Source organism: Stutzerimonas sp. R40042, assembly GCF_026642215.1.
GTDB lineage: Bacteria > Pseudomonadota > Gammaproteobacteria > Pseudomonadales > Pseudomonadaceae > Stutzerimonas > Stutzerimonas frequens.
This window is the reverse complement of record NZ_CP113258.1, coordinates 3,714,946-3,726,967: the sequence shown is the minus strand read 5'-3', so window position 1 is coordinate 3,726,967 and position 12,022 is coordinate 3,714,946. Positions and strand designations below refer to the sequence as shown.

10 protein-coding genes and 2 tRNA genes are annotated in these 12,022 nt (G+C 60.9%); all 12 read left to right on the top strand.

Annotated features, from left to right (window positions below; genetic code table 11):
• The first annotated feature begins 151 nt into the window (after positions 1-151).
• The 12 genes from ftsH to truB all read left to right on the top strand — a co-directional run bounded on the left by ftsH (position 152) and on the right by truB (position 11,942).
• Complete coding sequence (ftsH, locus tag OUY36_RS17625) at positions 152-2,071, top strand: ATP-dependent zinc metalloprotease FtsH (protein ID WP_256359734.1); 1,920 nt, start codon at positions 152-154, stop codon at positions 2,069-2,071.
• 148 nt (positions 2,072-2,219) lie between these two features.
• Positions 2,220-3,071 (top strand): dihydropteroate synthase, encoded by an 852-nt coding sequence (folP, locus tag OUY36_RS17620; RefSeq protein ID WP_267935300.1) that lies wholly within the window; start codon positions 2,220-2,222, stop codon positions 3,069-3,071.
• Between the two features lie 10 nt (positions 3,072-3,081).
• Entirely contained in the window at positions 3,082-4,419 is a 1,338-nt protein-coding gene (gene glmM / locus OUY36_RS17615; protein ID WP_110776025.1) for a phosphoglucosamine mutase, read from the top strand.
• 65 nt (positions 4,420-4,484) lie between these two features.
• Positions 4,485-5,240 (top strand): triose-phosphate isomerase, encoded by a 756-nt coding sequence (gene tpiA, locus OUY36_RS17610; RefSeq protein ID WP_110776026.1) that lies wholly within the window; start codon positions 4,485-4,487, stop codon positions 5,238-5,240.
• 4 nt (positions 5,241-5,244) lie between these two features.
• On the top strand, positions 5,245-5,628 hold the full coding sequence (secG, locus tag OUY36_RS17605; RefSeq protein WP_267935298.1) for a preprotein translocase subunit SecG: 384 nt from the start codon (positions 5,245-5,247) through the stop codon (positions 5,626-5,628).
• Between the two features lie 7 nt (positions 5,629-5,635).
• Positions 5,636-5,721 (top strand) — tRNA-Leu (locus OUY36_RS17600).
• A 94-nt stretch (positions 5,722-5,815) separates the two neighbouring features.
• Positions 5,816-5,892 (top strand) — tRNA-Met (locus tag OUY36_RS17595).
• A gap of 128 nt (positions 5,893-6,020) precedes the next feature.
• Positions 6,021-6,479, top strand: coding sequence for a ribosome maturation factor RimP (gene rimP / locus OUY36_RS17590; RefSeq protein ID WP_102838541.1), 459 nt, complete (start codon positions 6,021-6,023; stop codon positions 6,477-6,479).
• 44 nt (positions 6,480-6,523) lie between these two features.
• The gene (gene nusA, locus OUY36_RS17585) at positions 6,524-8,005 is read left to right on the top strand and encodes a transcription termination factor NusA (RefSeq protein ID WP_063541286.1); all 1,482 of its coding nucleotides are present in this window, start codon (positions 6,524-6,526) and stop codon (positions 8,003-8,005) included.
• Positions 8,006-8,033: 28 nt separating this feature from the next.
• A complete protein-coding gene (gene infB / locus OUY36_RS17580; RefSeq protein WP_063541287.1) occupies positions 8,034-10,532 on the top strand; it encodes a translation initiation factor IF-2 in 2,499 nt (832 codons plus the stop codon).
• A gap of 100 nt (positions 10,533-10,632) precedes the next feature.
• Positions 10,633-11,022: a 30S ribosome-binding factor RbfA gene (gene rbfA, locus OUY36_RS17575; RefSeq protein ID WP_102838538.1), complete on the top strand. Its 390-nt coding sequence runs from the start codon at positions 10,633-10,635 to the stop codon at positions 11,020-11,022.
• A gap of 2 nt (positions 11,023-11,024) precedes the next feature.
• The gene (gene truB / locus OUY36_RS17570; protein ID WP_125866911.1) at positions 11,025-11,942 is read left to right on the top strand and encodes a tRNA pseudouridine(55) synthase TruB; all 918 of its coding nucleotides are present in this window, start codon (positions 11,025-11,027) and stop codon (positions 11,940-11,942) included.
• Positions 11,943-12,022: the final 80 nt, after the last annotated feature.

Here is a 12,022-nt window from a genome sequence, read left to right as displayed (position 1 = left end):
ATGGACGGGTATATGAGGCTAGGGCTAGGCTGTTTCATAGGGTTACAGACCGGCTGCCTGTTTCATTGAGTTGTGTAGTAAGTTAGGCCAAGCAACCTATCGGCCGTCATGCGGGCCCGCAGACAACGGGTTTGCTCCAGAGGGTAGTGAATTGAACGACATGGCAAAAAACCTGATTCTGTGGCTGATCATCGCCGCCGTCCTGGTCACGGTGATGAACAACTTCTCCAGCCCGACCGAGCCGCAGACGCTGAACTACTCGGATTTCCTCGAGCAAGTCAAGGAAGGGCGCGTCGAGCGCGTGACCGTCGATGGCTTCGTCATCATCGGCAAGCGGAGCGACGGCGATACCTTCAAGACCATTCGCCCTGCGATCCAGGACAACGGCCTGATCGGTGACCTGCTCGACAACAATGTGCTGATCGAGGGCAAGCAGCCTGAGCAGCAGAGCATCTGGACCCAGCTGCTGGTGGCCAGCTTCCCGATCCTGGTGATCATCGCTGTGTTCATGTTCTTCATGCGGCAGATGCAGGGCGGTGCCGGCGGCAAGGGCGGGCCGATGAGCTTCGGCAAGAGCAAGGCTCGGTTGCTCTCCGAGGATCAGGTCAAAACCACCTTCGCTGACGTCGCGGGTTGCGACGAGGCCAAGGAAGAGGTGCACGAACTGGTCGAATTCCTTCGTGACCCAGGCAAGTTCCAGCGTCTCGGTGGCCGTATTCCGCGCGGTGTGTTGATGGTTGGTCCGCCCGGTACCGGTAAGACGCTGCTGGCCAAGGCAATCGCCGGCGAAGCCAAGGTGCCGTTCTTCACCATTTCGGGTTCGGACTTCGTCGAGATGTTCGTCGGTGTCGGCGCCAGCCGTGTCCGTGACATGTTCGAGCAGGCCAAGAAGCATGCGCCGTGCATCATCTTCATCGACGAAATCGATGCAGTCGGCCGCCATCGTGGTGCCGGCCTTGGCGGCGGGCATGACGAGCGCGAGCAGACCCTTAACCAGTTGCTGGTGGAGATGGACGGTTTCGAGATGAACGACGGCATTATCGTCATCGCGGCTACCAACCGCCCAGACGTGCTCGATCCGGCGCTGCTGCGTCCGGGTCGTTTCGACCGCCAGGTCGTTGTTGGCTTGCCGGACATCCGCGGTCGCGAGCAGATCCTCAAGGTGCATATGCGCAAGGTGCCGGTCAGCGAGAACGTCGAGCCGGCGGTCATCGCCCGCGGTACACCGGGGTTTTCGGGCGCGGACCTGGCCAATCTGGTCAACGAGGCGTCGCTGTTCGCCGCGCGGGCGAACAAGCGCATTGTCGAGATGCGCGAGTTCGAGTTGGCCAAGGACAAGATCATGATGGGCGCCGAGCGCAAGTCCATGGTTATGTCCGAGAAGGAGAAACTCAACACGGCCTATCACGAGGCGGGACATGCCATCGTGGGGCGCGTAGTGCCGGAGCACGATCCGGTGTACAAGGTTTCGATCATCCCGCGTGGGCGGGCGTTGGGCGTCACCATGTTCCTCCCGGAAGAGGATCGCTACAGCCTGTCGAAGCGCGCGCTGATCAGCCAGATCTGCTCGCTATTTGGCGGCCGGATTGCGGAGGAGATGACCCTGGGGTTCGAAGGTGTCACGACTGGCGCCTCCAACGACATCATGCGCGCCACGCAACTGGCGCGGAACATGGTGACCAAGTGGGGGTTGTCCGAAAAGCTTGGTCCGCTGATGTATGCCGAAGAGGAAGGCGAAGTCTTTCTCGGTCGTAGTGCCGGTAGTCAGCATGCCAACGTGTCCGGCGAGACCGCCAAGCTGATCGATGAAGAAGTGCGCAGCATCATCGATCATTGCTACGGCACGGCCAAGCAGATCCTGACGGACAATCGCGACAAGCTGGACATGATGGCTGAGGCCCTCATGAAGTACGAAACGATCGATGCGCCGCAGATCGACGACATCATGGCCGGACGCCCACCGCGTGAGCCGCGCGACTGGGAGGGTGGTTCTGGAACATCCGGGACGCCAGCGGTACCGGATGACAGCCGGCCGCAGACGCCGATCGGCGGTCCGGCCGGCGAGCACTGAGGGTAGCGCGCCGAACGCGTGTCATGAGCTGAATCCAGAAGGGGCGCATAGGCGCCCCTTCTGGTGTAAATTGTTCTCCCCGCTGTGCCATGGTGGTGCAGCTGGCGTGGATCGCCTGCCCAGGCGTCCCAACGTTCAAGGCTCGTGAATGAATAACTCGTCTTCACCTGCTCGGCTGGTCTGCGGCAGTCGGGTTCTCGATCTATCCCGTCCCCATGTCATGGGGATTCTCAATGTCACCCCTGATTCCTTCTCCGACGGTGGCCGCTTCGCCGAGCGCGACGCCGCCTTGCGCCACGCGCAGGCGATGGTCACGGCTGGCGCCACGCTGATCGATGTCGGGGGTGAATCGACGCGTCCGGGCGCGCGCTCGGTATCGCCTACTGAGGAACTGGAGCGAGTCGCTCCGATCGTCGAGGCTATCGCCCGCGAGCTGGACGTCGTCATCTCGGTCGACACTTCGACGCCGGCCGTGATCCGTGAGTGTGCGCGTCTCGGGGCTGGGCTGATCAACGACGTGCGCTCGTTGCGGCGCGATGGCGCGCTGGATGCTGCGGCCGACAGCGGTCTGCCGGTCTGTCTCATGCATATGTGCGGCGAGCCGGGTGATATGCAGGATGATCCGCGTTACGACGATATCACTGAGGAAGTAGCGTCGTTCCTCGGTGACCGAATGGTTGCCTGCGCGGCGGCAGGCATTCCGACCGAGCGCATCGTGCTCGACCCAGGGTTCGGGTTTGCCAAGACGCTGGATCACAATCTCGTGCTGTTCAAGCATCTGGAGGCACTTCACCAATTGGGTCGCCCCCTGCTGGTAGGTGTGTCACGCAAGAGCATGATCGGTGGCGTGCTCGGGCGCCCGGTGGCTGAGCGGTTGTATGGCAGCCTGGCGCTAGCGGCTCTTGCCGTCAGCAAGGGGGCGCAGATCGTGCGGGTGCATGATGTTGCCGAAACGGTTGATGTAGTTCGAATGATTGCCGCAGTGCAGGCGGCAGAGTAGGGAAAGCACCATGACTAGAAAGTACTTCGGCACCGACGGCATTCGTGGCCACGTAGGGCAGGCGCCCATTACCCCTGACTTCATGCTCAAGTTGGGGTGGGCGGCGGGCATGGCCTTTCGCAAGCAGGGTAAGTGCCGAATCCTGATCGGCAAGGACACCCGTATCTCGGGCTACATGTTCGAGTCGGCACTGCAGGCGGGGCTCTCCGCTGCTGGAGCCGATGTGTTGCTGCTAGGGCCGATGCCGACTCCGGCGGTTGCCTACCTGACACGTACCTTTCATGCCGAGGCCGGGATCGTTATCAGTGCCTCGCACAATCCCCATCACGACAACGGCATCAAGTTCTTTTCCGGTCGCGGCACCAAGCTCCCCGACGAGGTAGAACTGATGATCGAGGAGCTGATCGACACGCCGATGACGGTCGTCGAGTCGGCCCAGTTGGGCAAGGCGTCGCGGATCAACGATGCGGCCGGGCGCTATATCGAGTTCTGCAAGAGCAGCGTGCCAACCAGTACTGATTTCTCCGGGCTCAAGTTGGTAATCGATTGCGCTCACGGAGCTACCTACAAGGTCGCGCCCAGCGTGTTCCGCGAGCTTGGGGCAGAGGTCGTGGTGATCGGTGCACAGCCGGATGGGCTGAACATCAATGCCGATGTTGGTTCAACCCACGTGGGGCAATTGCAGAAAGCGGTCGTTGAGCATGGCGCGGACCTCGGCATCGCCTTTGACGGTGACGGCGACCGTGTGATGATGGTTGACCATACCGGTGCGGTCGTCGATGGCGATGAGCTGCTTTACATCATTGCGACCGATCTGCAGGAGCGCGAGCGTCTGGCCGGTGGCGTGGTGGGCACGCTGATGAGCAACCTCGGGCTAGAGCTTGCGTTGAAGGCGCGTGAGATTCCATTCACACGTGCCAAGGTCGGCGATCGTTATGTGATCGCGGAGATGCTGGATCGTGGCTGGGTTCTCGGTGGCGAGAATTCCGGGCATATCGTCTGCGCTCAGCACACCACGACGGGTGATGCGATCATCGCGGCCTTGCAGGTGGTACTGGCTCTTCGTCGCCGTGAACAGACCCTCGCCCAGGAGCGTCTGGCATGGCATAAGTGTCCGCAAGTACTGATCAATGTGCGCTTCTCAGGTGATCGTGATCCGATTGCTCATCCCAGTGTCAAGGCCGCGTGCGATAGCGTCACCGAGCGTATGGGTGGGCGTGGGCGCGTCCTGCTGCGCAAGTCTGGTACCGAGCCGCTGGTGCGGGTAATGGTCGAGGGCGATGACGAGACTCAGGTGCGGTGCATGGCGGAAGAGTTGGCCAAGGTCGTAACCGAAGTTTGTGCGTGAAGCTGCTTGCCAGGGGCGCAGTCGTTGAGTAACATCTGCGCCCACTTTGACCGATGAGGTAAAGCATGCGTCGCCCCATGGTAGCTGGTAACTGGAAAATGAACGGTACCCGCGCTAGCGTCGCAGAGCTGATCGAGTCTTTTCAGCGGCAGGTATTGCCTGCGGCAGTCGAGATTGCGGTATTTCCCTCCTTTGTGCATGTCAGTCAGGTCTTGAGCTCGCTCGGCGGGGCAGAAGTGTCCGTCGGTGCTCAGGATTGTGCGTTGCAGTCGGGGTTTGGTGCTTTGACTGGTGAGGTCTCGGCCGAACAGCTTGTCGATGCGGGTTGCAAGTGGGTATTGGTTGGGCATTCCGAACGCCGCCTGTTGCTGGGTGAGACGGACGAAGTGGTCAGCCAGAAGTTTGCGGCAGCCCAGTCGAGTGGTTTGATGCCTGTGCTGTGCGTCGGCGAGACGCTCGAGGAGCGCGAAGCCGGTAGGACGCTCGAGGTAGTGGCGCGGCAGCTGGGTCGGGTTCTCGATGATCAGGGAATCGAGGCGTTTCAGTCTGCGGTGGTCGCTTACGAGCCTGTCTGGGCTATCGGCTCGGGCTTAACGGCGACGCCAGGGCAAGCGCAGGAAGTACATGCTGCCATTCGTGAGCAGCTGGCCCGTAGCGATCGCCGCATCGCTGAGGGTGTAAGGCTGCTGTATGGTGGTAGCGTCAAGGCGGAGAATGCAGCCGAGCTGTTCGCCATGGCGGATATTGATGGGGGGTTGGTTGGTGGAGCCTCTCTGAAAGCGGATGAATTCGGTGCGATCTGTCGCGCCGCGGGGAACTGAACAGATGTTGCAGACTGTTGTGATCGTGGTGCATCTGCTGGTTGCTCTTGGTGTGGTTGCGCTGGTGCTGCTGCAGCAGGGCAAGGGTGCGGATGCTGGTGCGTCTTTCGGTTCCGGTGCTTCGGCAACTGTTTTCGGAAGCCAAGGTTCTGCTACCTTTTTGAGTCGACTTACTGCTATACTTGCTGGCGTTTTTTTTCTGACCAGTCTTGGGTTGGCGTTCTTCGCCAAGCAGCAGGCTGATCAATTGGCTCAGGCAGGGCTGCCTGATCCGGCTGTTCTGGAAGTGCCGGTAAGCAAGCCCGCGGTAGAAGATGTGCCGGTGCTCGAAGAGCAAAAGGCGACGGAGGCTACTGACGACGTGCCTGAGGTGGGAGAGGGGCAATAAGGTTTTTGCCGAGGTGGTGGAATTGGTAGACACGCTACCTTGAGGTGGTAGTGGCCATAGGCTGTAGGGGTTCGAGTCCCCTCCTCGGTACCAAACAAGCAGGCCCGCCTAGTGCGGGCTTTCTTGTGTTTGAGGGTTTCGGTTGACCTGTGTTGGGTGTGGGTCGTATAATTCGTGCCCAGTTTGACGCGGGGTGGAGCAGTCTGGTAGCTCGTCGGGCTCATAACCCGAAGGTCGTTGGTTCAAATCCAGCCCCCGCAACCAGTCAATAAAGAGCCCCTGTACAGGGGCTTTTTATTAGCTTGAAGCCAGGTCGCCGGCATTTACAGGCGGTCAGAAGGGATGGGCGTTTCGCCCATTTTTCATTTGTACAGCATGCGCGAGGGGCTTCGATGTCGAGCAAGCTAGAACAGTTGCAGGCCTTGTTGGCCCCGGTGGTTGAGGCGCTTGGTTATCAATGCTGGGGGATCGAGTTCATTTCCCAGGGGCGTCATTCGCTGTTGCGTGTCTATATCGATCATGCCAACGGCATTCTCATTGATGACTGCGAGAAGGTCAGCCGGCAACTGAGCGGTGTCCTCGATGTGGAGGACCCGATCAGCGTGGACTACACCCTTGAGGTGTCCTCTCCGGGAATGGACCGGCCGCTGTTCACGATCGAGCAATACAGCGCCCATGTCGGTGAACAAGTAAAAATAAAGCTGCGCTCGCCCTTCGAGGGCAGGCGCAATTTCCAGGGTCTTCTCCGTGGGGTGGAAGAGCAGGACATTGTTGTGCTGGTTGATGACCATGAGTATCTGCTGCCGATCGACATGATCGATAAGGCCAACATAGTTCCCCGTTTTGACTGAGCGGATCCCGCGGACCCAATGGATTGCGAAAGGCGAGGCGTACGATGAGCAAAGAAGTACTGCTGGTTGTGGAGTCGGTGTCCAATGAAAAGGGCGTACCGGCAAGTGTGATTTTCGAGGCGTTGGAGCTGGCTTTGGCTACAGCGACCAAGAAACGCTACGAAGACGACGTTGATCTGCGTGTGGAAATCAATCGCCACAACGGCAGTTACGAGACTTTCCGTCGCTGGACCGTGGTCGACGACGAGCATTTCGAGGATCCGGCCCACCAATTGGCCCTGGATCAGGCCCAGGAGCGCAATCCGGACGCCAAGCTCGGTGATGTGTTCGAGGAGAAGATCGAGTCCATCGAGTTCGGTCGCATTGCGGCGCAGACTGCCAAGCAGGTCATCGTGCAGAAAGTACGCGAGGCCGAGCGTGCGCAGGTAGTCGAGGCCTATCGCGATCGTCTGGGTGAAATCATCTCCGGAACGGTCAAGAAAGTGACCCGCGACAGCGTCATTGTCGATCTGGGCAACAACGCCGAAGCGCTGCTGGCCCGGGAAGACATCATCGCGCGTGAAACCTTCCGCGTTGGCGCCCGTGTTCGCGCCTTGCTCAAGGAAATTCGCACCGAGAACCGCGGCCCGCAGCTGATCCTGTCGCGCACTGCGCCGCAGATGCTGATCGAGCTGTTTCGCATCGAGGTGCCTGAGATCGCCGAGGGCTTGATCGAGGTGATGGGGGCGTCGCGTGACCCGGGTTCGCGGGCCAAGATCGCTGTTCGTTCCAAGGACAAGCGCATCGATCCCCAGGGCGCCTGTATCGGTATGCGTGGATCGCGGGTTCAGGCAGTGTCCGGCGAAATCGGTGGTGAGCGGGTCGACATCGTGCTGTGGGACGAGAACCCGGCGCAGTTCGTCATCAATGCCATGGCGCCTGCCGAAGTCGCAGCGATCATCGTCGACGAAGACGCACATGCCATGGATATCGCCGTCGCCGAGGACAACCTGGCCCAGGCCATCGGACGCGGCGGTCAGAACGTACGTCTTGCCAGCCAGCTGACCGGCTGGACGCTGAACGTCATGACCGAAGCGGACATCCAGGCCAAGCAGCAGGAAGAGACCGGCGACATTCTGCGCAGCTTCATCGAAGAGCTGGATGTAGATGAGGAGCTCGCGCAGGTACTGGTAGAAGAGGGCTTCACTTCCCTGGAAGAAGTCGCCTATGTCCCGATGGAGGAGATGCTCGGCATCGAAGGCTTCGACGAGGATATCGTCAACGAGCTGCGTACACGGGCCAAGGATCGCCTGCTGACCAAGGCCATCGCCAACGAGGAAAAGCTTGCAGACGCTCAGCCGGCTGACGATCTGCTGGCGCTTGAAGGCATGGACAAAGAACTGGCGGTCGAGTTGGCCGTGCGGGGCGTCATCACCCGCGAAGACCTGGCCGAGCAGTCTATTGACGACCTGCTCGACATAGACGGCATCGATGAAGAGCGTGCCGGCAAGCTGATCATGGCCGCCCGAGCCCATTGGTTCGAGTAAGTAATTAGCGGCCTGAGGAGAGAAATGCATGACGCAAGTCACGGTGAAAGAACTGGCCCAGGTGGTCGACACACCGGTCGAGCGACTGCTTCAGCAGATGCGTGAGGCAGGACTGTCGCACACCAGCGCCGAGCAAGTAGTGACCGATAACGAAAAGCAGGCCTTGCTTGCCCATCTCAAGAGCAGCCATGGGGCCAAGGTGGATGAACCGCGCAAGATTACCTTGCAGCGCAAAACCACTACCAAGTTGAAGGTGGGTGGCAGCAAGACCATCAGTGTAGAGGTCCGTAAGAAGAAGACCTTCGTCAAGCGCAGCGCTGAAGAGATCGAAGCGGAAAAGCGTCGCGAACTGGAAGAACAGCGTGCTGCCGAAGAAGCCGCGCGTGCCAAGGCCGAACAGGAAGCCCGCGAGCGCGCCGAAGAGGAGGCGCGTCGCCAGGCCGAGGCAGCCAAGGCCGTGGCCGAGGCGCCTGCCCAGCCTGTCGAGGCCGCGAGCGGAGAGCCCGTGCCGGTAGCGGTCGAGCCTGCTGCTCCCGCTCCAGAGCGCAAGAAGGAAGAGCCTCGCCGTGTCGAGAAGCCGCGCAGCGATGACGACGAGCGTCGTGATCGCAAGCATGCGCAGCATCGGCCGTCGCTCAAGACCAAGGCACCGCTGGCGCGCACCGTGCGTAGCGGTGAGGACGAAGCCGATGGCTTCCGTCGCGGTGGTCGCGGTGGCAAGAGCAAGCTCAAGAAGCGTAACCAGCATGGGTTCCAGAGCCCAACAGGACCAGTCGTGCGCGAAGTGTCGATCGGCGAGACCATCACTGTGGCCGAACTGGCCCAGCAGATGTCGGTGAAAGCGGCCGAAGTCATCAAGTTCATGTTCAAGATGGGGTCTCCGGTCACCATCAACCAAGTGCTGGATCAGGAGACCGCGCAGCTGGTCGCGGAGGAACTGGGCCACAAGGTCAAGCTGGTCAGCGACAATGCGCTGGAAGAACAGCTGGCCGAGCTGCTGAAGTTCGAAGGTGAGTCGGTCGCCCGTGCGCCGGTTGTGACCGTCATGGGTCACGTCGACCACGGTAAGACTTCGCTGCTCGACTACATCCGCCGTGCCAAGGTAGCTGTTGGCGAAGCTGGCGGTATCACCCAGCACATCGGTGCCTATCATGTCGAAACCGAGCGTGGCATGGTCACCTTCCTCGATACCCCGGGCCACGCGGCGTTTACCGCCATGCGTGCTCGCGGTGCCAAGGCCACGGACATCGTGATCCTGGTCGTGGCGGCCGATGACGGCGTCATGCCGCAGACCCAGGAAGCGGTACAGCATGCCAAGGCGGCTGGTGTTCCGATCGTGGTCGCGGTGAACAAGATCGATAAGCCGGACGCCAACCCGGACAACATCAAGAACGGCCTGGCCGCGCTCGATGTGATTCCGGAAGAGTGGGGCGGCGATACTCCGTTCATCCCGGTATCCGCCAAGATGGGTACTGGTGTCGACGAGCTGCTCGAAGCTGTACTGCTGCAGGCCGAGCTCCTTGAGCTGAAAGCGACGCCGTCGGCCCCGGGTCGTGGCGTGGTGGTCGAATCGCGTCTGGACAAGGGTCGTGGCCCGGTCGCTACCGTGCTGGTTCAGGACGGCACGCTGCGCCAGGGCGACATGGTTCTCTGCGGCGTCAACTTCGGTCGTGTTCGCGCCATGCTCGACGAGAACGGCAAGCCGGTGAAAGAAGCCGGTCCAGCGATTCCGGTCGAGATTCTCGGTCTGGATGGTACCCCGGAAGCCGGTGACGACCTGACCGTGGTTGCCGACGAGAAGAAGGCCCGCGAGGTTGCGCTGTTCCGTCAGGGCAAGTTCCGCGAAGTGAAGTTGGCTCGTGCGCATGCCGGCAAGCTGGAAAATATCTTCGAAACCATGGGTCAGGACGAGAAGAAGACGCTGAACATCGTCCTCAAGGCCGACGTACGCGGTTCCCTCGAGGCCCTGCAGGGATCGCTCAATGGGCTGGGCAACGACGAGGTGCAGGTGCGCGTGGTCGGTGGCGGCGTCGGTGGTATCACCGAGTCCGATGCCAACCTGGCGCTGGCATCCAACGCAGTGCTGTTCGGCTTCAACGTCCGTGCCGATGCAGGTGCGCGCAAGATCGTCGAGGCCGAGGGCCTGGACATGCGCTACTACAACGTCATCTACGACATCATCGAGGACGTCAAGAAGGCGCTCACCGGTATGCTCGGCAGCGATGTGCGCGAGAATATCCTCGGCATTGCCGAAGTGCGTGACGTCTTCCGTTCGCCGAAGTTCGGCGCGGTTGCCGGCTGTATGGTCACCGAGGGCATGGTCTACCGCAATCGTCCGATCCGCGTACTGCGCGACGACGTGGTGATCTTCGAAGGCGAGCTGGAATCGCTGCGTCGTTTCAAGGACGACGTCGCCGAGGTCCGCGCCGGCATGGAGTGCGGTATCGGCGTGAAGAGCTACAACGACGTCAAGGTCGGCGACAAGATCGAAGTGTTCGAGAAGGTCGAAGTGGCGCGTTCGCTGTAAGCAAGCGCCAGTCCGAGAGCTGGAAGCCAGGAGTCGTCGCCGCGGTTGCGGTGGCTGCTCCGAGCTTCCAGCTTTTGGCTTTTGAACGGGTGGAAAAAATATGGCCAAAGAATTCAGTCGTACCCAGCGTATCGGTGATCAGATGCAGCGTGAACTGGCGCTGCTCATTCAGCGCGAGATCAAGGATCCGCGCCTGGGGCTGATCACGATCACCGGGGTAGACGTCAGCCGCGATCTGTCCCATGCGAAGATCTTCATCACCATCATGGGGCAGGATGACGACGAGGAAGCGGTCAAAGGCAACCTGCGCATCCTCAATGAGGCTGCCGGCTTCCTGCGCATGCAGCTCGGCAAGAGCATGAAGCTGCGTACTGTTCCGCAACTGCACTTCAACTACGACGCCAGCATTCGTCGCGGTGTCGAGCTGAGTTCGCTGATCGAGCGCGCCGTGGCCGAAGATCGCAAGCACAGCGACGAGCGCGGAGAGTAAGCGTGGCACAGGTCAAGCGTGTACGACGCAATGTCAGTGGCATCATCCTGCTGGACAAGCCGCGCGGGTTCACCTCCAACGCGGCGCTGCAGAAGGTTCGCTGGCTGCTCAATGCGGAGAAGGCCGGGCATACCGGCAGCCTCGATCCACTGGCGACCGGGGTGTTGCCGCTGTGTTTCGGAGAAGCCACCAAGTTTTCGCAGTACCTTCTGGATGCGGACAAGGCCTACGAGACGGTGATGCAGCTCGGCGTGACCACCACCACCGCGGATGCCGAGGGCGAGGTGCTGGAGCGTAAGCCGGTGATGGTTACCCCTGAGCAGCTGGAGGCACTGCTGCCGCAGTTTCGCGGCGATATCCTGCAGGTGCCGCCGATGTACTCGGCGCTCAAGCGCGACGGCCAGCCGCTATACAAGCTGGCGCGTGCCGGTGAAGTGGTGGAGCGCGAGCCGCGTTCTGTTAATATTGCGCGCTTGGAGTTGCTCGCGCTCGAAGGCGACAAGGCGCGACTGGCTGTGACCTGCAGCAAGGGCACCTATATCCGGACCTTGGTGGAAGACATCGGCCAATTGCTCGGCTGCGGCGCGCATGTCGCCGAGCTGCGGCGCACCCAGGCCGGTCCGTTCGATCTTTCGCAGACGGTGACGCTCGAAACACTGGAGCGGGCGCATGCTGACGGCGGCTCCGAGGCTCTGGATGGATTCCTGCAACCGGTGGACAGCGGGTTGGAGCATTGGCCGTTGTTGCAGTTGTCGGAGCACAGCGCTTACTACTGGCTGCACGGACAGCCGGTGCGGGCACCGGAGGCGCCGCAGTACGGCATGGTTCGCGTACAGGATAATAATGGTCGCTTCATCGGTATCGGTGAAGTGAGCGAAGACGGGCGCATTGCGCCACGTCGGTTGATTCGGTCGGAATGACCGTTACGCAGCGCGTTCGCGCGTTGCGTCAGAGGGTGGCTGTCAGCAGGCACGGTCATTTCTCTTTATTAAACACGGGA